At 61.9% G+C, this 22,561-nt stretch carries 19 protein-coding genes; 11 read left to right on the top strand and 8 right to left on the bottom strand.

The genetic code is table 11. The features are described from left to right. Window positions 1-3 precede the first annotated feature (3 nt). The 3 genes from AC6HU3_RS07355 to AC6HU3_RS07345 are packed head-to-tail and all read right to left on the bottom strand — an operon-like array spanning window position 4 to window position 3,116. Complete coding sequence (locus AC6HU3_RS07355; protein WP_497473125.1) at window positions 4-1,116, bottom strand: DUF1015 family protein; 1,113 nt, start codon at window positions 1,114-1,116, stop codon at window positions 4-6. Then, a complete protein-coding gene (locus AC6HU3_RS07350; RefSeq protein WP_497473124.1) occupies window positions 1,103-2,035 on the bottom strand; it encodes a hydroxyacid dehydrogenase in 933 nt (310 codons plus the stop codon). The genes AC6HU3_RS07355 and AC6HU3_RS07350 overlap by 14 nt, the downstream gene beginning before the upstream one ends. A 4-nt stretch (window positions 2,036-2,039) precedes the next feature. Continuing rightward, on the bottom strand, window positions 2,040-3,116 hold the full coding sequence (locus tag AC6HU3_RS07345; RefSeq protein WP_497473123.1) for a pyridoxal-phosphate-dependent aminotransferase family protein: 1,077 nt from the start codon (window positions 3,114-3,116) through the stop codon (window positions 2,040-2,042). A gap of 213 nt (window positions 3,117-3,329) precedes the next feature. On the opposite strand from AC6HU3_RS07345, the gene AC6HU3_RS07340 reads away from it, so the two are divergent. The 3 genes from AC6HU3_RS07340 (at window position 3,330) to AC6HU3_RS07330 (ending at window position 11,051) form a co-directional block, all read left to right on the top strand. Next, window positions 3,330-6,116, top strand: a complete 2,787-nt coding sequence (locus AC6HU3_RS07340) for a S8 family serine peptidase (protein WP_497473122.1) — start codon at window positions 3,330-3,332, stop codon at window positions 6,114-6,116. Window positions 6,117-6,288: 172 nt separating this feature from the next. Further along, on the top strand, window positions 6,289-10,029 hold the full coding sequence (locus AC6HU3_RS07335) for an Ig-like domain-containing protein (RefSeq protein ID WP_497473121.1): 3,741 nt from the start codon (window positions 6,289-6,291) through the stop codon (window positions 10,027-10,029). Between the two features lie 11 nt (window positions 10,030-10,040). Continuing rightward, on the top strand, window positions 10,041-11,051 hold the full coding sequence (locus AC6HU3_RS07330) for a PorV/PorQ family protein (RefSeq protein ID WP_497473120.1): 1,011 nt from the start codon (window positions 10,041-10,043) through the stop codon (window positions 11,049-11,051). 21 nt (window positions 11,052-11,072) lie between these two features. On the opposite strand, the gene AC6HU3_RS07325 is transcribed toward AC6HU3_RS07330, so the two are convergent. Genes AC6HU3_RS07325 through AC6HU3_RS07305 form a run of 5 tightly spaced genes read right to left on the bottom strand, consistent with a single transcriptional unit; the run spans window position 11,073 to window position 16,163 of the window. Continuing rightward, window positions 11,073-11,588, bottom strand: coding sequence for a methyltransferase RsmF C-terminal domain-like protein (locus tag AC6HU3_RS07325; protein ID WP_497473119.1), 516 nt, complete (start codon window positions 11,586-11,588; stop codon window positions 11,073-11,075). Beyond that, window positions 11,589-12,632 carry a low-specificity L-threonine aldolase gene (gene ltaE, locus AC6HU3_RS07320; protein WP_497473118.1) on the bottom strand — a complete coding sequence of 348 codons (1,044 nt, stop codon included), beginning with the start codon at window positions 12,630-12,632 and terminating at the stop codon, window positions 11,589-11,591. It abuts the gene before it with no gap. Then, window positions 12,629-13,603, bottom strand: a complete 975-nt coding sequence (locus AC6HU3_RS07315) for a glycosyltransferase (RefSeq protein ID WP_497473117.1) — start codon at window positions 13,601-13,603, stop codon at window positions 12,629-12,631. The genes ltaE and AC6HU3_RS07315 overlap by 4 nt, the downstream gene beginning before the upstream one ends. Window positions 13,604-13,659: 56 nt before the next feature. Continuing rightward, window positions 13,660-14,448 carry an ABC transporter permease gene (locus AC6HU3_RS07310; protein ID WP_497473116.1) on the bottom strand — a complete coding sequence of 263 codons (789 nt, stop codon included), beginning with the start codon at window positions 14,446-14,448 and terminating at the stop codon, window positions 13,660-13,662. Continuing rightward, complete coding sequence (locus tag AC6HU3_RS07305) at window positions 14,445-16,163, bottom strand: bifunctional metallophosphatase/5'-nucleotidase (RefSeq protein WP_497473115.1); 1,719 nt, start codon at window positions 16,161-16,163, stop codon at window positions 14,445-14,447. The genes AC6HU3_RS07310 and AC6HU3_RS07305 overlap by 4 nt, the downstream gene beginning before the upstream one ends. Window positions 16,164-16,271: 108 nt before the next feature. On the opposite strand from AC6HU3_RS07305, the gene gcvH reads away from it, so the two are divergent. Genes gcvH through AC6HU3_RS07265 form a run of 8 tightly spaced genes read left to right on the top strand, consistent with a single transcriptional unit; the run spans window position 16,272 to window position 22,547 of the window. After that, the gene (gene gcvH / locus AC6HU3_RS07300; protein WP_497473114.1) at window positions 16,272-16,661 is read left to right on the top strand and encodes a glycine cleavage system protein GcvH; all 390 of its coding nucleotides are present in this window, start codon (window positions 16,272-16,274) and stop codon (window positions 16,659-16,661) included. Beyond that, window positions 16,658-18,001, top strand: coding sequence for an aminomethyl-transferring glycine dehydrogenase subunit GcvPA (gene gcvPA / locus AC6HU3_RS07295; protein ID WP_497473113.1), 1,344 nt, complete (start codon window positions 16,658-16,660; stop codon window positions 17,999-18,001). The genes gcvH and gcvPA overlap by 4 nt, the downstream gene beginning before the upstream one ends. After that, on the top strand, window positions 17,998-18,474 hold the full coding sequence (locus AC6HU3_RS07290; protein ID WP_497473112.1) for a hypothetical protein: 477 nt from the start codon (window positions 17,998-18,000) through the stop codon (window positions 18,472-18,474). Before gcvPA ends, AC6HU3_RS07290 begins: the two co-directional genes overlap by 4 nt. Before the next feature lies 1 nt (window position 18,475). Beyond that, a complete protein-coding gene (locus AC6HU3_RS07285) occupies window positions 18,476-19,444 on the top strand; it encodes an NTP transferase domain-containing protein (protein ID WP_497473111.1) in 969 nt (322 codons plus the stop codon). Further along, window positions 19,434-19,763 (top strand): thioredoxin, encoded by a 330-nt coding sequence (trxA, locus tag AC6HU3_RS07280; RefSeq protein ID WP_497473110.1) that lies wholly within the window; start codon window positions 19,434-19,436, stop codon window positions 19,761-19,763. The genes AC6HU3_RS07285 and trxA overlap by 11 nt, the downstream gene beginning before the upstream one ends. Next, entirely contained in the window at window positions 19,760-20,056 is a 297-nt protein-coding gene (gene gatC, locus AC6HU3_RS07275; RefSeq protein ID WP_497473109.1) for an Asp-tRNA(Asn)/Glu-tRNA(Gln) amidotransferase subunit GatC, read from the top strand. The genes trxA and gatC overlap by 4 nt, the downstream gene beginning before the upstream one ends. 14 nt (window positions 20,057-20,070) lie before the next feature. Beyond that, the gene (locus tag AC6HU3_RS07270) at window positions 20,071-21,567 is read left to right on the top strand and encodes an HAL/PAL/TAL family ammonia-lyase (RefSeq protein WP_497473108.1); all 1,497 of its coding nucleotides are present in this window, start codon (window positions 20,071-20,073) and stop codon (window positions 21,565-21,567) included. Continuing rightward, entirely contained in the window at window positions 21,564-22,547 is a 984-nt protein-coding gene (locus tag AC6HU3_RS07265; protein WP_497473107.1) for a glycosyltransferase family 9 protein, read from the top strand. The genes AC6HU3_RS07270 and AC6HU3_RS07265 overlap by 4 nt, the downstream gene beginning before the upstream one ends. Window positions 22,548-22,561: the final 14 nt, after the last annotated feature.

Raw genomic sequence — 22,561 nt, 5'->3', positions numbered from 1 at the left:
GAATCACCGGGAGAGCGGTGCCCAGATCACTCCGGCCACCAGTTTCGGATAGAAGTCGGTGGATTTGGGAGGCATGGTGAGTCCCGCCCGGGCGATCTCATACACCTCCCGGGGCAGCGTGGGAGGAAGCACCACAAGGAACTGGCCTTCCTGCATCTTTTCCCACAGGGAGTGGGGGTCTCTCCCAAGGGCCACCCACCGGTAGGGGGTGCCCGTCTGCGCCTCGAGGAGGGGCAGGATCACCTCGTGGAGGACGGCGGTCTCCAGACGGACATAGGTGTCGGGGCGACCCGGGATATGCTCGCGGTGGGGGAGCCCCGGCTTTTCCCGGATCTGCCAGGCGGTTTCCCGGGTGACGAACCAGAGTTCTCGTTTCTTGGCTTCAAAAACGGGTTCGGGGTGTTCCCGGACCTCAAACCAGGGAGAAAGGCGTTCCATCAGGTCGGTGGACAGAGGCCCTTCCATGAGCCGATGGGTGGGCAGAATCACCAGGCCCGGATCCCGCAGACTCACCAGAGCCACCGGTCGGCGCACCTCATAGCCCTCCTGAAACAGCTGCTCACTCGCCGCCATCCGGTGGTGACCGTCAGCCACCACCAGGGTGGGTTTGAGGGCAAAGCGGTCCCACACGCGTGCGGGGAGGAGGAAAAAGCGATGGCGCTCCCCAAAGCGGTCCCGGAAGTCCAGGAAGGGGGAGGTGCTGCGGGCCTGGTGATAAAGCTGTTCCACCTCGGCGTATTCCATGTCTGCCAGGAGGAACACCCCGTCGGGAATTGAGCCCATCTCCTGATAGAGCCTGGCATAGGTGGCCACGCCCTCCGGGAAGGTCTTCTCGTGATTCTGGTGACGGAAGGTGCCTTCTCCAAACCGATAGGAGAGCCACAGGCTCACCCGGAAATGGTGGGATCGCCCCACCCGGAAAGCATGCTCGTGGAGGATCACCGCGGGCTCGGAGATCCGGGAGAATCCCTCTGCTTCAAAGCCCGAGTGGAACACACGCACCCAGGCATCCGGGGGAGACTGACTCAACGTGTCGTAATAGTCCTCCAGGCGGATAAAGGGGAAATCCGAACGGTGTGCGATCCAGACCCCTGAGAGGGGCTCAACCGAGGGCATCGTCCCCCCCGAGCGTGGCGATAATCTTCTCGGCCGCTTCGAGGGCTGCCCGACGCTGGGCCTCTTCGGTCTGGGCCGCGATGTGGGGGGTGGCGATCACCCGGGGGTGACGGAGAAGGGGATGGTCGGGGGGCGGGGGTTCGGTTTCAAACACATCCAGGGCAGCTCCTTCCACCGTCCCGTTTTCAAGGGCTTCGAGCAACGCGTGTTCGTCCACGATCCCTCCCCGGGATGTGTTCACGATCCACGTCCCCCGTTTCATCTGCTGGAAACGCTCCCGCGAAAGAAGATGCCGGGTTTCGGGGGTAAGGGGGAGATGGATGGAGACGATGTCGCTCCCGGAAAGAAGCTCATCCAGGGATGCCGGGCGAATGCCTATCCGGATTTCGTCCGGGGAAAGGGGAGACCGCCGGTATCCCAGAACGTCCATTCCCAGCGTCCGTGCACGCCGGGCAACTTCCAGACCGATGCGTCCCAGGCCAAGAATCCCCAATGTTTTTCCCTGAAGTTCCGCGCCGATCAAGCGCTTCTTTTCCCACCGCCCCTCCCGAAGACTCCAGGTGGCCTGAGGGATTTCTCGAAGGAGGGAGAACATCAAAGCGAGGGTGAACTCCGCCACAGAGACGGTGGTGGCGCGGGGCGTGTTGGTCACCAGGATGCCCCGCTCCGAGGCGGCATCCACATCGATGTTGTCGAGCCCCACCCCCACCCGCACGATGATCTTGAGCCGGGGGGCACGGGCAAGAAGATCCGCGGTGACTTTCGTTCGGCTCCGGACCAGCCAGGCCTCGGCATCCTCCAGGGCCTTGACGAGATCGTCCACATCTCCGGAGAGAACCTGAACCACCTCGTGACCCTGCTCCCGGAGCCGGGCCAGCCCGTCGGGATGAACGGGATCGGACACCAGGACACGGGCCATGGTCTCACTCCAGTCCCAGGATGGATTCGATGTTCAGAAGGAGTTCCTGGACCTCAGCGGGCGTGAGGTCTCCCATGTGCCCGATCCGGAAGGTCTTTTCCTTCAGTTTCCCATACCCGTTGGAAATGGTGAAGCCCCGCTTCTCGAGTTCTTGGTTGAGTTCGGCCACGGAGATCCCCCTGGTGTTGGCCACGGTGGTCACCGTCCAGGAAAGATGCTCAGGATCGGCAAACAGATCAAAATATTTGCGTGCCCATTCCCGGGTGATCTCGGCCATCTGACGGTGGCGTTCCCATCGGGCTTCCATCCCCTCTTCCAGAATCCGGTCCAGCTGGACGTCCAGGGCATAGAAGAGGGAAACGGCCGGCGTGGTGGGCGTCTGGCGACGTTCGTCGATGTATTTCTGCATCTCCACCAGGTCAAAATAATAGCCCCGGTCCTTCACCGTCTGGGCTTTTTCAAAGGCGTTCTCGCTGATCACGCCAATGGCAAGACCCGGAGGGAGGGCCAGGGCTTTCTGGGACCCTGTCAGGACAAAATCCAGCTGCCAGTCCCCGAAATAGAGGGGGGCACCGAACATGGAGCTCACCGCATCCACCAGGATGAGCGTGTCTGGAGACACGTCCTTCACGGCGTCCGCCAGTTCTTTCAGGGGGTTCATCACCCCGGTGGACGTTTCGTTGTGGGTGATGCACACCGCCTCATAGTGTTTTTTCTTCACCGCATCCTGGAGCATCTCCGGCGAGATGGCCTTCCCCCACTCCACCGAGAGAACGTCGGTGTTTTTCCCATTGGACCGGGCGATGCGGGCCCAGCGCTCGCCGAAGGCGCCGATGGTGGTCACGAGGACGTCCTTCTCCACAAAGTTCCGGATGGCCGCTTCCATGAGTCCTGATCCGGATGATGTGTGGATCTGGATACGATGATCGGTCATGAGGACACGGTGGAGCTTGGTGAGCACCCGATCCATGAGATCGGAAAAAGCCGGAGAACGGTGCCCGATCATGGGATGGTGCAGGGCTTCCAGCACCTCCTCCCGCACCTCGGTGGGACCCGGAATGAAAAGTTTGACCCGATGCATGATTCCACTCCTTGTTGTTGGGGGATGCTGAAGGATACACGCTGGGCGGGAAAATGTCAAGAAATTGCCCGATCCATCGGTCTTTCAGGGGCTCTGCCGGACCCTCCCGCCGGAGGAGGGGGGTTGACAAACAGGGGGGAAATGACTATATTAAAAAATGATGAAGCGTGGCCTATCGTTTTTTTCGGGCCCTTTCAAATCAGGAGGTTGTCCATGGTAGGGTCTGTCTATCTCGCCATCCTGCTCGCCGCGGCGGGATGGAACATCTCCGATCCGGTCGTCCTGAAGAAGGCGCAGGATCTGCCCGTTTATCAGCACGCGGCAGATCCAGACTTCTGGGCCCACGCCATCCCGGATCATATCGTTGTGAAATTCCGGGATGACTATCCCGTGGCCCAGTCCAAGGCGCAGGTGGAAAGCTTCCTCCTTGCAGCGGGGGCGGTGGAAGTGGTGAAATATTCCCGCACGGGGGGGAACTGGGTGGTGGTTCGTCTGCCCAAGGCGGACAAGGAAACCGCCCTGGCCTATCTGGAACGGGTGATGAAGGATCCCCGGGTGGAATACGCCGAGCCCGACATGTGGGCCACCGTTTTTCTCACGCCCAACGATTCGTACTGGAGTCAGCAGTGGGGACCCCAGGCCATCAACGCCCCTCAGGCCTGGGACATCACGCTGGGCTCCCGCGGTGTGAAGGTGGCGGTCATTGATCAGGGCGTTCAGTATGATCATCCGGACCTCGCGCCCAGCTTTGGTTCCACCAAGGGTTATGACTTTGTGGACAGGGACTCCGACCCCTATCCGGATGCCTCCAACGAGGACCACGGTACCCACGTGGCGGGAACCATCGCAGCGGAAATCAACAACGGGACGGGGATTGCCGGCATGGCCCGGGTGACCCTTCTGTCCTTCCGTGCCCTGAGTGAGTCCGGTTCGGGTTCTTACACGGACATTGCCGATGCCATCCGGGCGACGGTGCAGTATGGTGTGAAGGCCGCCAACATGAGTCTGGGAGGCCCCTACAGCAACTCTACCCTCCAGAGTGCCTGTGATTATGCGTACAACAACGGGGTTCTCCTGATCGCGGCTTCCGGAAACGACGGCCGTTCCAGCGTGTCCTATCCGGCCGCCTACTCTTCGGTGGTGGCCGTGGGTGCCCTGGCGTCCTCCACGTCCCTGGCCTCCTATTCCAACTACGGTTCGGCCCAGGAAGTGGTGGCACCCGGAAGCAATATCCTGTCCACGGTTTATCCCAATGGATATCAGAACATGTCCGGAACGTCCATGGCTTCACCCCATGTGGCGGGTGTGGCCGGCCTGATCTTCTCCGTCAACCCCAGCCTCACCAACCAGCAGGCCCGGGATATCCTCCGGAACACGGCGGTGGACCTCGGCCCGTCCGGCTGGGACCGTCAGTTTGGGTATGGTCGGGTGGATGCCTATGCGGCCGTTCAGGCTGCTCAGGGAGGCGGAAACAACCCGCCTCCGCCGCCTCCCCCGCCGAATCAGGGCAACCACAAGGGTGGTCCGGACAAGTTTGGGTACACCTGGATTGATTCCCACACGTCAGGTGGGCCGCAGTTCACCTGGTACACGGTGAGCACCCGGTCGTCGCTGAACGGGGATGATGCCGAGGTGACCCTGAACCTGCCCTTTGCCTTTCCTTTTTATGGGCAGACCTTCACCCAGGTGATCGTGGGGTCGAACGGCGTGCTGCAGTTTGGGAATCCGGCGTCGGTGAACCCGTACAGCAATTCGAAGCTTCCCATGAGCTCGGCGGGGCGGATGATTGCGGCTTTCTGGGATGATCTGACGGTGCACAACAGTCAGGGGAGCTATGTGTACTATGGCTCGGTGGGATCGGACAAGTTTGTGATTGAGTGGCGGAATGCCCGTCGGTACGGGGATTCGACGGTGAGCTACACCTTCCAGGTGATTCTGGTGAAGAACGGGGACGTGTACATTTCGTACAAGACGCTTTCGGGGACGGTGACGAGTTCGACGGTGGGGATTCAGGACGGATCGATTGCGCTGCAGGTGACGTACAATGGATCGAACGGTGGGCATCCGGATGCGGGAAGCACGATTTACTTCAAGGCGCCGAAGAGTTCGTCGGGGCACCAGGGTGGTCCGGATGCGGGGGGCTACACGTGGATCGACTCGCACATTCCGGGAGGTCCGGGCTATCTGTGGTACAACCGGGACAACACGTGGACGGATCTGGGGATCAACGGGGACGATGTGGGCAAGTGGGTGAGTCTGCCCTTCAGCGTGAACTTTTACGGTCAGAGTTTCAACCGGGTGTACGTGTCGTCGAACGGGGTGATGTTTTTCACGACGGCGGCGGATCCGTACAGCAACGGTCCGATTCCGAACGGGTCGTACAGCTATTTTCTTGCGCCGTTCTGGGATGATCTGACGGCGTACAATTCGAGAGGGAGCCGGGTGTATGCGAAGGCGGTGAGTTCGAGCCGTGTGGTGTTTCTGTTTGAGAATCTGCACCGGTACCGGGACGATGTGGCGAGTTACACGTTTGAAGTGATTCTGGATGCGAACGGGACGGTGCATTTTTCGTATGGACGGATGAGCGGGACGGTGACGAGTGCGACGGTGGGGATTCAGGGGGGAAGCGGAACGGGATTGCAGGTGACGTATAACGGTTCGTACAGTGGGCATCCGGAGCAGGGGTTGACGATTCGGTTCAGCCCGGGTGCGGTGAAGGGAGGTGTTGCGGGGATGACGGTGGAGCGTGAGGGTGTGTATCTTGCGCGGAAGGTGGTGGATGATGTGGCGCAGGTGCGTCTGGTGCTTGGGCGTGCGGTGCCGGTGCGTGTGAAGGTGATGAATGCGCTGGGACGTGTGGTGGTGAGGGAGGATTACGGTGTGCTGGGTGCGGGTGTGCATCCGCTGCGGCTCGTTCTTGCGGGCGCGCCGTCGGGGGTGTATTTCCTGAGGGTGGAGGCAGGGTCCCGGACCTACCGGGAGAAAATCCTGGTGCGGTGACCGAGCGGTGTGAAGACCTTTCAGGGCGGGGGCGCTTGCCCCCGCCCTTTTGTTTTACCCATAGATTGTTCAGACGCAGGATCAAATTCCGGTTTGTTGAATTAGGCTTGTTTGATAGTACAAAAAGTGCAATATATAATATTTAACGGTCGGTCAAACAGGAGGTGCATGCATGAAGAGGCTGGTCCGTAGAGGTGGTCTGGTGTTGATGGGATGGCTCCTTTCGGGGCCGCTCGAAGGGGGGATCTACCAGACAGACTGGATTGACGTAGCTGCTTTTCTGTCTCCCAACCAGACGGCGACGGACACCTATACGGTTGTGAACCGATCCCTCCTGATCCAGGATGTATCCATTACGCCGGCGTCCATCGTCCATGAAATGAGCACCTCGGGCGGAGCTCAATTTGAGGTGACGGTTTCACACAACGGGCAGAGTTTCCAGTACACCTATGACGAAAACGTGGACAACCCTGGCCCGTCCAACCTGTGGGAGGGACAGCTCTTCAGCGGGGACTGGATCACGACAGTGACAAACGTTGGAGGGAACTTTGATATATGGTGGAGCTGGCGTTTGACCGTTGCCTTTGTCCCTACGGTCCAGATTGTTTCGCCCACAGGTGGGGGATTCATTCGAGGAACGTTTCCCATCCGCATCCGGACAACCGGAACACAGCAGCTTTATGTCTATGTGGAGGATAGCAACGGAGGAATCTGGACGGTGCAGAACTGGTTGCAGAACCCGCTCGATCCGAACGGAACGCTGGATTGGGAATACGTGAACACCTACGATACCCGGGCGCTTCCAGACGGTCCCTATACACTCTGGGCGGTTGTGGCAGACAACGAAAATCTCACCGATACAGACAGTGTGCACATCACGGTGGATAACACCCCGCCCACGGTGGGCCCCTTCTTCCCTCTGGACGGAGCCACTGTGACAGGAACGGTGGTGTTCTCCACCAATGCGTTTGACGCCATTGCCCTGAAATCCGTGACCCTTTCGGTGGACGGAGATGCACCGGTGGCCATGACCTACAACGCGGGGACAGGGAAATACGAGGCGTCCATCAACACCGCAACTTACACCGATGGACCCCACACCATCACCTTTGCAGCCGAAGACTCGGCCGGAAACGTGACCACCCAGAGCATTACGGTGGTGTTTGATCAGACCCCGCCCACGGCCAGCGTTCTGACCCCCGCGGACGGGGATTATGTGAGCGGCTCGGCCACCTTCTCCATCCAGGCTCAGGACAATCTGGCGGTGGATCACGTGACCCTCACCTTTGGGGGCAGCCTTGCTTCCCTTGGCACAGTGACGGCACTGTATGATGCTTCCACCGGAACCTACACCTACACGGTGAACACCGCCCTCTTCCAGGACGGGCCGGCCACGGTGCAGGCCACCGTGTTTAATAAGGCTGGCCTCTCCTCCGCCTCCGCCACCGTGAATTTCTGGGTGGACAACACGGATCCCACCCTCCAGGTGCTGGCCCCGCAGGAGGGCGGGACCTATTCAGGGGATCTGACCGTACGCGTGGATGCCACCGACGCCAACGGCATCGCCTCGGTGGACCTCCGGGTGGACGGTGGGGCGCCCCTCGCCCTGACCAACACGTCAGGAAGCACCTATGAGATTCTGGTCCCCACCGCAGCCTACAGCGATGGGGCCCATACCCTCGATCTCACCGTCACCGACAGTGCAGGCCGTGTGACCACCACCACGCTGAACGTGAACTTCGACAACACGGCCCCCACCGTGGCGGTGGTCACGCCCACCTCCGGTGCCCTTCTGTCCGGGAATGTGGTGTTCCAGGTCCAGGCCTCGGACAACATCGCGCTGGACAGCGTGAATCTGGTTTTCGGCGGTGTGCTGGCTTCTCTGGGTACCCAGCGGGCCACCTTCAATCCGTCCACCGGATATTACGAATTCCCCGTGGACCTCGCCGCCTTTGCCGACGGTGCGGCCAGCGTCCAGGCGGTGGCCTATGATGCAGCGGGCCTCTCCACCTCCACCGCCATCGTCGATTTCTCCGTGGATAACGCAGCACCAGCCGTGCAGGTGCTCGCGCCCATTGCGGGTTCGGTGGTCACGGGGGATGTGAACCTGTTCGTCCGGGCCTATGACGACGCGGGGATCGATCACGTCTCCTATGCCCTGGACGGCGGAAGCTTCTTCCCCATGACCCCGGTGGCAGGCGACACGTTCACAGCAACACTTTCCACGGCAGGATTCCAGGAAGGGAATCACACCATGACGGTACGGGCGGTCTCCACCACGGGGGCAACCAGCGAAACGTCGGTGGATCTTGTGTTTGACAACACGCCTCCCGCGGTTTCGGTGGCTTCTCCGGATCCCGGTTCGTTTGTGAAGGGGGTGTTTACCTTCCAGGCCACCGGATCGGACAACATCCAGGTTCGGTCCGTCCGCTTCACCTTCGGAGGGGTCCTGGCCGGCCTGGGCACGGTGGAGGCTTCCTTCAACGCGGCAAGCGGCACCTATGCGTTTCCGGTGGACACCCGGGCTTATGCCGATGGCGCCGGTACGGTGACGGCCACCATCGTGGACGCCGCAGGGCTGGTCGATTCCCAGACCGTGAGCTTCACCGTGGACAACACCCCACCCACCGCCCGGCTGGCCATCGAGGACACTGTCGGCAACGTGGTGGACATTGTGGTGCCCAACACGGATTACACCGTTCGGGTCATCACCTCTGAGCCCCTGTCTTCCGCCCCGTATCTGGCCTTCGTGCCGGAAGGGTTTGACACGGTGCTCCTCGCGGTCCAGCAGGTCTCCGACACCGAGTTCACAGCGTCTCTTCGGGTGGATGGCTCCACCGGAGATGCACGGGCCCGGTTCCTTTTCCGTGGCCTGGATGCCGCGGGCAATGTGGGCACGACCATCACCGCAGGGGCCTGGTTTGCCATCGATGTGATTCAGCCCGTTCTGGTGCATCAGCCTGTGGAAACCGCCGTGGTGGGTCAGGATCTCACCCTGACCATCACCACGGGGGGAAGCCGGAATGTGGAGGCCTATCTCTATTACAAGGGCCACTATGAAGACAATTACCGGGTGCTGCCCTTCACATCCTCCAACCCCATGACGGCCACCATCCCGAAAGATGAAGTGGGTCTCCAGGGGATTGACTATTACGTCGAGGTGGTGAACGAAGAAGGGACGGTGGTGCGGGACGGCTCACCCGATGCACCCCACTATGTGAAGGTGATCGCGTGGGTGGGGAACGGTGAGGTGTATGAGGATAACACCTTCCGGATGGAGGTTCCGGCCGGGGCCCTGAACGGGGACGCCCGGATCGGGCTGTCCATGCCCTATAACCGTCCGCAGCCCGGGGGGGACGATCCCTTCACCGGTCATTTTATCGAAATCATCGGCCCGGCGACACTGAACCGTCCGGCCCGGCTCACCCTGAAATACAGCGACGCCGACGTCCAGGGAATGAACGAGGACATGCTCCGGGCGGTGGATCTCTCCGGGGAGATCGTTGGCGAGGCGGAGCCCCACGCGTCAACCAACCAGGTGACGGTGAAACTCTCCGGTTCCCTCCAGGACACCGCTGTGCTCCTCTTTGTGGAGCGGTATGTGGCCGCTGATTCTCTGGCGCTTTTACCGAAAGCCAACGTGTTTGCAGCCCCCAGCCCCATCCGGAATGTCCGGTATGCCACCTTCGCCTTCTTCCTGAATCCCGATGCGGGGAAACCCATTCCCGATCAGGTGACCGTGGAAGTGTATGACATCGCCGGCGACCCCGTGGCCCAGTGGATTCTCAAGAACGTCCAGCCGGGTCTGAACCAGGTTCGCTGGGATGTCGCACGGGTTCCCCGGGGGGTGTATGTCTTCCGGGTGAAAGCCGGGGATGAACAGGTTGTGAAACGGGTTGCCGTGGTGAAATAAGGGGGTTGGCCATGAAAAAGCTTCTTCATGTATTTGTGGTTTCGGTGATGGTGGCCCTTGTCGCTCCGGCGGGGGCCTTCCCTTCCGCAGCGTATCTGAAACTGGAACCCTCGGTTCGCCTGGCCGGGATGGGGGAGGTGGGGATTGCCCTGGGCAACTCTGCCCTGGATGCCCTCACCAACCCCGCTGCCCTGGGCCGGATTCACCGGTTCCAGTTTGAAGCCAACTATATGGAGTGGCTGGACGGCATCCAGTATTCTGTGGCCGGTGTCGCCTTCCGTCCCTATGCCAAAGTCCCAGAAGGGGAAAAACCGCGACTTTCTGCCATCAGCTTCGGATTTTCGGTGATGCAGCTGGCTGCGGGTGGCTTTGAGCGGCGTAACCAGGACGGAGAGTTCCTGGGCATGTATGACGCCCGGGCAACGGTGCTGGCTCTTTCTACGGGGCGTGTGCTCTACAAAGGTATCTACGGAGGCCTGACCGGAAAATGGATTCTGGACAACATTGATGAGGATCGCGCCACGGGATATGCCTTTGACATGGGACTCCTCTATGCGGTGGATCCCACCTATGCCTTTTCGTTCGTGATCCGGAACCTGGGTCCGGGTCTGAGTTCCGGCATCAGCAGCGCGTTCGTCCAGACGCGTTTCCCTCTCCCTTCGGAAGCGCGAGCCGGAGTGAGTTATATCTACCGGAATCCTTCCTTTGGTTATTTTGCCCTGAACATGGACCTAGGCTGGATGGGACTCACTTCATCGGATGCTTCGGACCAGTATGCCTCCATTGGTGGGAGCGCGGAGATCAACATCATGGATTATCTGGTTCTTCGGGGCGGGTACCGCAAGCCTCTTTCCATGCACGCGCTGGACGAGCAGGGACAGGTGGCCACAGCGCCCAACATCCCCGGTGTCTACGGGTTCGGTGCCACGGTGTTCTATGGTCCTCTCCAGGTAGATTACGCCTATTACGCCCGGAACGACTTCATGAAGTCCCACCGGTTCGGACTGGGGATGCGATTCTGAGACCAGGAAGAGATTGTCTGGTCAGGGCGGGGGCGGATGCCCCCGCCCTTTTGTTTTTGTGGTTCGATGGGCCCCAGCGACCACCATCCGGGGAAGGCGCCGGCCGGAGGGAATCTGGTTTTTGATCCGGCCGTCCCGGGAGAGAAGGCCGGACCCCAGGATCTCTCCCCCAAATGCCACCGCCACCTGGCCGGGTGTGCACCCCTCCGGAATCCCGGAAAGACGGAGGTCCTCTCCCCGCACGAAAGCCTCCGCTTCTTCCACCGACACCTGGATCACGTTTTTCGTGATGAACCGCTGAAGGGCCTGCATGCCTGCCGTGGTGAGTTTGAACCGCCCACCTTTTTGCGCCCGCAGAAGACGGATTCCCCGGCGGCGCACTTTCGGTCCCTCAAACCCGGCAGCCTCCGGGGTGGTGAGCCAGATGTCACCCCCTACCATGATCAGAGCATACTCCTCAAAGACCTCAGGCGGGACGCCAAAACGCGCTTCCAGATAAGCCAGGCCCTTCCGGATCTCCGGATCCTGTCCTTTCATCTATGAAACGCCGAAAAAGGCCCGGGTGGCCTCCACCAGCCGGTCCACATCGTCATCCGTCACGTCCAGATGGGTCACGATCCGAACCACCCCGGGTGTCACCTCATAGAACAGAATACCCTGTTGTTGCAGGGTCTCCACCCATGCACCGGCCCGTTCGGGCGGATGGGTGCGGACAAACACCATGTTGGTCTCCACCGGGTGGAGGAGCTCCAGTCCGGGGATCTCTTCCAGTGCCTGCGCGATAGCACGGGCCCGCCGGTGATCCTCCGCAAGGCGTGCCCGGTGATGGCGCAGGGCATGAAGGGCTCCCGCTGCGATGATCCCCGCCTGACGCATCCCTCCGCCCAGAAGCTTCCGGATCTTTCGCGCTCGCTCAATGAAGTCCCGGGGGCCCACCACCGCCGAACCCACCGGCGCCCCCAGGCCCTTAGAGAAGCACACGCTCACCGAGTCCACATACTGCGTGATGGCGGTCTCCGAAACCCCCAGCGCCACGGCGGCATTCCACAGCCGGGCTCCGTCCAGATGGACCCGCACGCCGTATTCCTGCGCCAGGGCATACACCTCCCGGTGGTAGTCCACCGGAAGCACCGCCCCACCGTGAAAGTTGTGGGTGTTTTCCAGGGCAATAAGGGTGGGAAGGGGGCGGTGGATGTTGGGCCGTTTGCGCCGCTCCAGATGCTCCCGGAGAATCTCAAGAGGGATTTTGCCCCGATCGGAGGGGAGGGGACGGGCCATCACCCGGGAGATCAGAGCCGGATGACCGCTCTCAAAGTTGAAGATGTGGCTCTTTTCCTCAAGGAGGACCTCTTCGCCCTCCTGCATCCAGGCTTTCAGGGCGATGGCGTTGGCCATGGTTCCGGAAGGCACATACAGCGCGGCTTCCTTCCCCAGAACCCGGGCCACTTCCTCCTCCAGGGCTTTCACGGTGGGATCGTCCCCCAGGACATCGTCCCCCACCTCCGCCCGGGCTATGGCCTCCCGCATGGCCGGGGTGGGTCGGGTCACCGTGTCCGAGCGAAAATCTGAAAGGCGATTCATCCAGACACCTCCATCCTGTGCTGAATCCAGTCCACTTCCCGTTCGGTCTCTTCCTCCCAGGTGGGAAAGAGGGTTCGCCCCTGATGATACGCGTTCCGGGAAAGCGTTTCCACCTCCTTCATGGACAGGGTCCGGATCCCCAGGACAAGGTCCCGGAGGGAGGAAAACCAGCGCACGCCGTGGCGTTCATCCACCTGAACCCAGTCGGGATAGGCCGGAAGACCTACCACCCCCCGGCCGGCGGCCAGGGCTTCCACCAGGGGAAGGGTGGTGTTGGCATGGCGGGCAAGATGGAGCACCAGGTGCACGTGCCGGTACGTATCCAGGAGCTTTTCCCAGGGGAGATAGCCGAGATACCGGATTCGGGGGAACCGGTGAGCCAGAGATTGGAGGGCTTCGGCATAGGGACCCCGGCCGGCCACCCAGACCTCCAGATCGTCCCGTTCCAGAAGGGACGAAAGGACCTTCACCAGGAGATCCGCCCCCTTCAGGCGGTCCAGACGCCCTGCAAACAGGATCCGGAGCGGGGGAGGGGGGAGGGGCGCGAAGAGATCCCGGGAAGGCCGGGCGTTTCGCACCACCAGCGTTCGTTCCCGAGGATAGCCGATGAGACGCTCCAGCACATCGGGCGGATGGGAGCCATCGTCGGTGAGGATCCAGGCATCCGGGGGATGGCGGAGGACATACCGGAGATCCGGCATCCGGAGGCGATAGAGCCACCCCTGAAAGAACATGTCAAACCCGAAGGTTTTCAGAATCACAAAGCGGCTTTTTCGCAGGGCTGGATACAGGGCCGGGGAAAGGGCAAGCACCCCCTCATCCCGGACCGCCGGGATGTCCGGTCGGGAGAGAAGAAACCGGTACCAGTGGGCAAAAAGCCAGCGGGATGCCCAGGGGAAGGTGGGGACCTGTGGAGGTTCGATCCAGGCTTTCAAGAGATCCCGGGCCTCAAGCGCCCGCCGGAGGAACACGTTGTTGGGGGGTGCGCTTCCTTCCCGCCAATCCCCCGGAAAGGGGGAAACGACGGTCAGGCCCCCATGGCGGAATATTGCCGGATTCCCCATCGCCACAGCAGACGGTTGAGCACCCCGAATCCCAGGATCCACGCTGAAAGGGCCGCGAGAGCCTCCAGCGACACCTCACCCCGGAGAAGGGCGCGGGCGGGGACGTCCACGATGTAGGGGAAAGGGGTCCAGAAGATGATCTCGCGGAGCACGCGGGGGAAGAACTCCAGGGGTACGACGGTTCCGGAGAGGAAGAGGTAAAAGATCTGCCACAGCCCCTCCAGACTGGAGGCCCGCTCCATCCAGAAAGCGAGCAACGCCAGGGTATATTGCGCCAGGAACCGGAGGGCAAAGGCAAGGAAGACCAGGACACTGAAGAGCAGGATATGGGACAGGGGCGGAGCAAACCGGGCTGCGGGATACAGCAGGAAGAACAGGGCGCAGATCAGGAGAAGGAAGGGCAAACGGGACAGGCGTTCGCCAAGATGCGCCGAGAGGAACCACCACACCGGGTCCATGGGGCGAAGCAGATGATGGGAAAGACGGCCTTCCACCACGGAGGCTTCGAAATCCCAGATCACCCAGGTGACGGTGAACTGGCGGACGAGAAACACCACGAAGAAATACCGGGCGAAGTCCACCGGGCGCCATCCCACCTGACCCTGACGGGCGATTTCCATCCAGAGACCCATCAGGATGAAAGGGAGAATCCCGGTGAGCATCCACAGGAAAATCTCCGCCCGATAGGCGTTCATATAGGCATACTGCACCGCAAGGAGTTCCCGAAAGGTCCGGAGGGAGGGGATTTTCATGGGATCACGACTTTGGACCGGCTTCCCCTCATGTGGAGGACATATTGCCCCGGACGCAAAGCAAGCCGGGCGGGGGTCTTCCCGGCCGCCACCGTCCGGCCCAGGAGATCCCGGACCACAAAAGGCGTTCCGGGAGAAGCCTCGAGAAGAAGCAGGCGGGGCCGAACCGAAAAGCGGAGGACCGGACGTGTTCCGTCTTCGGCCACATCCACGTTGTCCTCCCGGATCACCCGCCCTTCCCGGGAATACTGAAGGGTTCCGAGTTTGGAGGCATAGGCCCAGATGGCTTCGGCCACGGTGATGCCGAGCGTTTCTGCGCTGTCCACCGGGAGACCCATCAGGCTGGTGATTCCCCAAAGGCTCCATACGTCAAGTCCGATCACATACTGCGCTGTGTCCACAACAGGCTGTCCTCCCACAGTGACCGAGAGAATCTGAGGGGAGGGCACCCGGGTGAAACGGAAGGTCATCCCGGACGGCTGGGCCAGCATGTCCGGATACACCAGAAGGGTGAAGAGAAGGGCCTGGCGAAGAGCGTTCCCCCGGATATACGCCACGGCCAGCCGGGAATCCAGATGGGTGACCGGATCATACCCGTAAGGAGAAGCCCGAAAGAGATCGGCTTCGGTCACGGGTCCCGGGTACAGGGGATCGGAGAGGAGCATCAGGGGAATGAGGGAGGCGTCGGTGTTCCGGAGACGGGAGAGGGTGTCCTGAATGGCGTCGGACACGAAGTTGCCCAGGGGGGTGTCCTGGAAGGCGAGAAGGGTGTCCCAGTCGGCCGTGACCGTGTCCACCACCGTGGCCCGAACCGTGCTGTAGGGATCCCGTCCATACACCGCGGCAATTTCGGTCTTCAGGCTGTCCAGCGCGTTCTGGATGGTTGCGTCCACCGTGCCGGGGGAGACGGGAAGGGGGGTGTAGGAAACCAGGGTTGGACGAGCCCCGGAGAGGTCCAGCTGGGTGATGCCAATCCACCGGGCGAAGGAGCCCACCTGCACAATCCAGGTGGTGTCGCCGTTGGGGTCCAGGACGATATCGGGCTGAGAGAGATAGGTGTGGGAGTGTCCGCCGATGATGAGGTGGATCCCTGTCACACTTTGGGCCACCTCCCGTTCCACGGAAAGTCCGAGGTGGGAAAGAAGGACGATGGCGCCCGCCCCCAGCGCCTGGAGGGTGTCCACCATGGCCTGAGCGGCGGGAATGGGGTCGGTGGCCTGGATGGAGTCGCCCAGCTCCGGAAGGATGTTGGTGGGCATGGTGGTGGTGAGTCCGAAGATGCCAATGAGTTTGCCGCCCACCCGGAAAGTGTCATAGGGCTGAACGAGATTGCCGAGGAGATGGGTGGCGAAATCGAGATTGGCCGAGAGAAGACGGGCGGTGTCGTTCGGAAGTCCCACGTCCTGAAGCAGGTCCAGCAGGTGCTGTTCCCCCAGGTCCAGTTCGTGGTTGCCCACGGTGATATACCGGAAGCCCATGCGTTTCAGGAGGGAAAACTCGGCCCGGCCGGGGATGGCGTCAAAACTGAAGGAAAGATCGCCCACACTCACATCCCCCGCATGAACCCGCACGGGGTTGGGCAGGGCACCGGACAGGGAATCCAGGAGAAAGGCCAGGCGGGCATATCCCGCACCGGCGGCAAAGGGGAAGAGATGGTGGTGGGTGTCGTTGAGATGGAGAAACGTCACGGTCTGTGCAATCATCAACCAGATCATCCCACACCTCCCGTTTCCCCTAATCGTAGGGCACGGCAGAGGGATGTTCAATGTTTGATGGTTCAACGGGCGCCATGTATAATTCCATCCCCGGAAAGGAGGCGAACCATGAGCCACATTCCTGAGGATCTAAAATATACGGAAGAGCACGAGTGGGTTCGGGTGCTGGACGACCAGCGGGTGGAGGTGGGGATCACGGACTTTGCCCAGTCGGAACTTTCGGACATCGTGTATGTGGAACTCCCCGAGGTGGGCAAAGAGGTGCGAAAGGGGGAGGTGATCGCCACCGTGGAGGCGGTGAAAACCGTCGCGGAAGTGTACAGCCCGGTCTCCGGCAAGGTGGTGGAAGTAAACTCCACCCTGGAAGACGCACCTGAAACGATCAACCAGGATCCGTATGGCCAGGGGTGGATGGTCCGGATCGAGCTTTCCGACCCCGGCGAGCTTGAGGGTCTTCTCACGCCGGAACAATACAAGAAACTCATCGAAAACGCATGAAATACACCCCCCACACCGACCGGGACCGGGAACGCATGCTCCGCGCGCTGGGAAAATCCTCCATCGCGGAGCTCTTTGACCACATCCCGAAGGACCTGCTGTTTGAGGGTGATCTCCCCCTTCCCCCTGCGCTGACCGAACCCCAGGTTGTCTCTCATGTGACATCCCTCGCGGAGGAAAACCGGCGCCTTGTGGTGTTTGCGGGTGCAGGCGCCTATGACGTCTACACCCCCTCGGCTGTGGATTTCATCCTGTCCCGCCCTGAATATTTCACCGCCTACACCCCCTATCAGGCGGAGGCCTCCCAGGGAACCCTCCAGGTGCTCTATGAGTTTCAGAGCCTCATCGCCCGCCTCACCCTGATGGAGGTGGTGCAGGGTTCGGTGTATGATGGCCCCACCGCTCTGGCGGAAGCGGTCCTCATGGCCCTCCGCATCCAGAAGGGCAAGCGGAACCGGGTCCTTTTGCCCCAGAGCCTCCATCCCCATGCCCGGGAAGTGGTGAAGACCTATCTTTCGGGGCAGGACGTGGTGGTGGAAGAGATTCCCTATCTCCCGTACACGGGTCAGATGGACGAGGTGTGGATCCGGAATCACCTGGGCCAGGATGTGGCTGCTGTGGTGATGCAGACGCCAAACTTTTTCGGTGTTCTGGAGAACCCCTACACCTTCCAGCGGGAGGTTCACCGGGCCGGAGGGGTGGTGATCACCTATTTTGATCCGGTTTCGGTGGCCCTGACCGCGCCTCCCGGGGAATACAAGGCCGACATCGCCGTGGCGGAGGGTCAGTCCCTGGGCCTTCCCCTGGGCTTCGGTGGACCGTACATTGGGCTTCTTGCCGCCCGGAAAGAGTATATCCGCCAGCTTCCGGGGCGGATTGTGGGCAAAACGGAGGATGTGGAGGGGCGCACCGGTTATGTGTCGGTGCTCCAGACCCGGGAGCAACACATCCGCCGGGAGAAGGCAACCTCCAACATCTGCACCAACCAGCAGCTCATGGCCCTGGCGGTGGCCGTCTATCTCTCCCTTCTGGGTCCCCATGGGCTCCGGGAGGTGGCCGAGAATTCCCACCGCAAGGCCGTGGCCCTTCTCCGGCGTCTGGAGGACGAAAACATTGCCCATCGTGTCTTTCGGGCGCCCTTTTTCCGGGAGTTCGTGGTGGAACTCCGCCGTCCTGCCCGGGAGGTCGTGGAACGGGGGGCCGAGCGGGGCATCCTCCCCGGCGTGGCCATGGACCGGTGGGGCTATCCCGAAAACTGGCTCATGATTGCGGTGACGGAGAAACGCACACCGGACGAGATGGAGGCCCTGGTGCAGTTCCTCAAGGATGTTCGGGGATGATCCGGGAAGTCCACATCAACCGGCGGGTTCTCAAGGCGGTGCTTCGGGACGTGCGGGATCGCCCCGGCATGGGGTATGAGCTCTTTGCCCTGTTTGAAAAGCACCGGATTCCCCTGTATTTCATCGCCCAGAGCCCCAGCCGCCAGGGAAAGACAGACCTGGGCCTTGTGTTTCCAGAGGCCTTCGCTTCGGAAGTGCAGGCGCTGGAAGAAGAACTGGAGGCGGTGGGAGCCCATCGGGTGGACTGGGATCGAAACGCTGCACTGGTGAACTTTTACGCTGACGACGGCGCAAGGGAGGTGGGGACAGCCGCCACCATCTTTTCCTGGTTTTCCATCGCCGGGATCAACGTGGAGATGACCAGCGCCACCGCCGACATGCTTTCCACCGTGATCCCGCGGAACCGGGTGGATGACCTGGTGGCGGTCATTCGGGAATACACGGATCTGCCCGTGGAGTTCCGGGAGGTGTGAGATGCCCCTGTTTGGAGCCATTCTTGCCGGTGGTCAGTCCAAGCGCTTCAAAAGCCGGACGAGCAAGATCTTTCATCCCCTCTGCGGACGCCCCCTTCTGTCCTATCCCCTGGAGGCCCTTCAGGCGGTGGAGCCTGACCGGGTGTATGTGGTTCTTTCCCCTGCATCCGAGGCGTACCTTCCCCGGGTCTTTCCGGACACGCCCTTTGAGGTGGTGATCCAGGATCAGGCCCTGGGGACGGGGGATGCGGTGAAGCGCCTTCGTCCGCTCCTGGAGGATAAACCCGGGCAGCTCGTGGTTCTCCCGGGGGATGCCCCCCTCCTTCGGGGCGAAACCCTGGCCCGTCTGGTCCAGTTTCACCGGAGTCATGAGGCAACCGCCACCGTGATGACGGCGGAGGTCCCGGATCCCACGGGATATGGGCGGGTGATCCGCTCCCCCGAAAACCCGAACCGTCTTCTCATGATTGTGGAAGAAGCCGACGCTTTCCCGGAGGAGAAGCAGGTTCGGGAGATCAACGCCGGCGTGTATGTGTTTGAAATTCCGCTCCTGTTTGAGGTGCTGGAGGATATCCGCCCGGAGAACAAGCAGCAGGAATATTACCTCACCGATGCCATTGCCATTCTTCAGCGGCGAACCGGCAGGGTGTTTGCCTTTCGGGCGGAAGACTGGCAGGAAAGCCTGGGTGTCAACACTCGCAAGGATCTGGCCCTGGCCCACGGGGTGATGCGCCGTCGCATTGTGGAACGCTGGATGCAGGAAGGTGTGACCTTTCTGGATCCGGAGAGTGTGTACATTGAGCAGGACGTGGAGCTCGCCCGGGATGTGGTGGTGTATCCGGGGGTGGCGCTCCTCGGGAAAACCCGGGTGGGGGAGGGGGCGGTGCTCTATCCAGGTGTGGTGCTGAAAGATGCCCGCATCCCCCCGGAAACGGAAGTGTGGACGAAGGAGGTTGAACATGGCGGATGATCGGGTGCTGGAACTCACGACAGAAAACTTTGACCGTGCCCTCAAAGACCTCCGGGATGAACTCCTGGTGGTGGATTTCTGGGCGGACTGGTGCCATCCCTGCAAGATGATTGAACCCCACCTCAAGCGGCTGGTTCAGGAATACGACAGCGTGGTTCTCGGGAAACTCAACACGGACGAAAATCCGGAAGTCGCCGCCCGGTTTGGTGTGATGAGCATCCCCACCCTGATCTTCTTCAAGGGCGGGAAAGAAGTGGATCGCCTCATCGGAGCGGTCCCTTATCACGTGCTGAAGAACAAGGTGGAGGAGCTCCTGTGAAGGTCTCGGTGGAGTCCATTGCCCACCTGGCCCGTCTGGAGCTCGAACCTGAGGAACGTGCGGAGCTGGAAGAGAGTCTGAAGGCCATCCTGGAAGCCTTTGCCATGCTCCGGGAAGCCCCGGTGGAGGGGGTCGAGCCCCTCTACAGCGTGGGACCTGCGAAGCTCCGTCTGCGCAAGGACGAGATCCAGGATCCGCCGGGGAGGGAGCTTCTTTTGAGGGACGTTCCGGATCGTTTCCAGCATTACGTTCGTGTCCCCTCCCCCCTGGCCGACGTTCGCAAACGCCAGTAATCCCGGAGTGCCCGGTGAGCGAACTCCTTCTTGGTGAACGGCGACTCACCCTGGAGGACGTGCGCACCTTCCTGAAAGGGACGCGGGTGCGCCTTTCTCCCCAGGCTCGCTCCCGGGTGGAGGAAGCCCACCGGAAGGTTCGGGAACTGGCCGAAGGTCCACCGGCGTATGGGATCAACACCGGGGTGGGGAAACTCGCCACCACCCGCATTTCACCGGAGGATCTGGAAGCCTTTCCCGTGAACCTTCTCCGGAGCCATGCGGTGGGGGTGGGAGAACCCGCTCCGCCTCCGGTGGTTCGCCTCACCCTGCTTCTGCGCCTCTCCATGCTCCTTCGGGGGTATTCCGGGGTGGCCTGGCGGACCCTTCTTTATCTGGAGCGGTTTCTGAACGAAGATGTCGTTCCGGTGATTCCCCGATGGGGGTCGGTGGGGGCGAGCGGGGACCTGGCGCCCCTCGCCCATCTGGCCCTCACCCTGATGGGGGAAGGGGAGGTCTGGATGCAGGGTCAGCGCGTGCAGGCCCGGCATGCCCTCCAGGCCCTGGGACTTCCCCCCTGGAAGCCGGGACTCAAGGAGGGACTGGCCCTCATCAACGGAACGTCCTATTCCACCGCCGTTCTCCTGTGGGCACTCTTTCAGGCTGAACACCTGCTGGCCTGGCTTCCTCTCATCACCCTCACGACCTTTGAAGCCCTTGCCGCCCTCCCGGACGCCCTGGACAGCCGGGCCCTGGACCTTCGGGGATTCGGGGTGGATCGGGTGGGGAAGATCCTCCGGGAGGGGCTGGAAGGTTCCCGCATCCCCCGGGACGCCTCCCGGGTCCAGGATGCCTACAGCCTTCGCTGCACGCCCCAGATCCACGCCCCGGTGGCCTGGATGCTGGACCACCTGAAGTCAGGGCTCGAAGAGGAAATCAACGCGGTGACGGACAACCCGCTGGTGTTTCTGGACCCTCCCCACGTGATCTCCTGTGGAAACTTTCACGGCCACAGCGTGGCCCTTCTGGCCGATACCCTGGTGGTGGCCCTGGGGGGTCTGGGGGTGGTGAGCGAACGGCGGACCTTCCGGATGCTCACCCCCGAACTATCCAGCGGCCTCCCCCCCTTTCTCGCCGCACGGCCGGGGGTGGAATCCGGTCTGATGATGGTTCAGGTCACCCAGGCCGCCCTGGTGGGACGCCTGCGGGACCTTGCCCATCCTTCCTCCCTTTCCAGCATCCCCACATCCGGGGAACAGGAAGACGTGGTTCCCATGGCCACCAATGCGGCCTATCGGGCGCTGGAAGTGGTGGACGTACTCCGGGACATCCTGGCCATTGAACTCCTGGTGGGGCTCCAGGCGGTGGCCATCCGGGAAAAGCGGGAAGAGATCCCCGCACCGAAAATCCTTCGCCTCCTTTCCTGGGCGCGGAACCAGGGGCTTCAGGTGCCCTTTCCCGGCGATGAGATCTGGGCCGGGGAGATCCGGCGGGTACGTTCCTGGCTGAACACGTCCCCTCCGTCCCTGTGAGCGTTTTCGATTTCACGGGCAAGCACGTGCTTATCCGTCCCCCCAACTGGCTGGGCGATGGGGTGATGGCCCTTCCCGCCATTGAAATCATCGCGCGGGAGGCTGCCTCGGTCACCTTTCTGGCCCACGCGCGCTCGGCCGCCCTCTTCACAGCGCTGGGCGAGGTGATTCCCTTTCATACCCGTAAAGAGCTTTTTCAGACGGCCCTTTCCCTCCGGAAGCGCAGACTGGATGCCGGGGTGAACTTCCCGGAGAGTTTTTCTTCGGGGCTTGCCATGGCCCTGACCGGTTCGCGGAAACGGATTGCCTTCGCCTCACCCGCCGGGTGGTTCGCCACCCACCGCAGGCGGCACCGAGGGAAAACGGAGCACAAGGCCCTGGGCTATCTCCGGCTTCTTCTGGATGATCCGGAACTCCCCGAAGCGATCTCCTTCCCCTTCACGGACGAGGAACGGGAAGGAGCCGACCGGATTCTCCGGCGGTGGGACCTTCCGGAGCGCTATGCGGTGGTGGCGCCCTTTGTGGCCTATGGTCCGGCCAAGGCCTGGCCTCTCCGGTACGTGGCCGGGTTCCTGGAGCGCCTGGGGAGGGTGCTTCCGGTGGTTCTGGTGGGGAGTCCCCGGGAGCGACGGAAGGCGGAGATATTTGAGGGAATCCCCGGGGTGCTGAACCGGGTGGGTCTCCCCCCCCTCCGGCAGGTGGCGGTCATCCTCTCCCGGGCGTCGGTGGTGGTGGGCAACGACTCCGGCATCACCCATCTGGGAGCCGCCACCGGAGCCCCCACCTTGGCCCTTTTCTTCTCCACGGATCCGGGGTGGAGCCGCCCGCTGGGGCGTCGGGTCCGGGTGCTCTATCGCCCCCTCTCCTGCAGCCCCTGCCACCGCCGGCTCTGCCCCCTTCAGACCTATGCCTGCCTGGAGGTCTGGTCTCCGGAAGAGGTGGTGAGGGAAGCGCTGCGATGGGCACGTGGAGAGGCGTGAAACGATGCGAGTTC

This window comes from Caldifarcimen microaerophilum, from assembly GCF_055387105.1.
Note: the sequence above shows the minus strand (reverse complement) of the source record. Positions and strands in the feature narration are given on the sequence as shown.

Bases quoted from the DNA above. Each gene is read 5' to 3' on its own strand.
- AC6HU3_RS07355 (WP_497473125.1), bottom strand. From the start codon at position 1,116: ATGCCCTCGGTTGAGCCCCTCTCAGGGGTCTGGATCGCACACCGTTCG.
- AC6HU3_RS07350 (WP_497473124.1), bottom strand. From the start codon at position 2,035: ATGGCCCGTGTCCTGGTGTCCGATCCCGTTCATCCCGACGGGCTGGCC.
- AC6HU3_RS07345 (WP_497473123.1), bottom strand. From the start codon at position 3,116: ATGCATCGGGTCAAACTTTTCATTCCGGGTCCCACCGAGGTGCGGGAG.
- AC6HU3_RS07340 (WP_497473122.1), top strand. From the start codon at position 3,330: ATGGTAGGGTCTGTCTATCTCGCCATCCTGCTCGCCGCGGCGGGATGG.
- AC6HU3_RS07335 (WP_497473121.1), top strand. From the start codon at position 6,289: ATGAAGAGGCTGGTCCGTAGAGGTGGTCTGGTGTTGATGGGATGGCTC.
- AC6HU3_RS07330 (WP_497473120.1), top strand. From the start codon at position 10,041: ATGAAAAAGCTTCTTCATGTATTTGTGGTTTCGGTGATGGTGGCCCTT.
- AC6HU3_RS07325 (WP_497473119.1), bottom strand. From the start codon at position 11,588: ATGAAAGGACAGGATCCGGAGATCCGGAAGGGCCTGGCTTATCTGGAA.
- ltaE (WP_497473118.1), bottom strand. From the start codon at position 12,632: ATGAATCGCCTTTCAGATTTTCGCTCGGACACGGTGACCCGACCCACC.
- AC6HU3_RS07310 (WP_497473116.1), bottom strand. From the start codon at position 14,448: ATGAAAATCCCCTCCCTCCGGACCTTTCGGGAACTCCTTGCGGTGCAG.
- AC6HU3_RS07305 (WP_497473115.1), bottom strand. From the start codon at position 16,163: ATGATCTGGTTGATGATTGCACAGACCGTGACGTTTCTCCATCTCAAC.
- gcvH (WP_497473114.1), top strand. From the start codon at position 16,272: ATGAGCCACATTCCTGAGGATCTAAAATATACGGAAGAGCACGAGTGG.
- gcvPA (WP_497473113.1), top strand. From the start codon at position 16,658: ATGAAATACACCCCCCACACCGACCGGGACCGGGAACGCATGCTCCGC.
- AC6HU3_RS07290 (WP_497473112.1), top strand. From the start codon at position 17,998: ATGATCCGGGAAGTCCACATCAACCGGCGGGTTCTCAAGGCGGTGCTT.
- AC6HU3_RS07285 (WP_497473111.1), top strand. From the start codon at position 18,476: ATGCCCCTGTTTGGAGCCATTCTTGCCGGTGGTCAGTCCAAGCGCTTC.
- trxA (WP_497473110.1), top strand. From the start codon at position 19,434: ATGGCGGATGATCGGGTGCTGGAACTCACGACAGAAAACTTTGACCGT.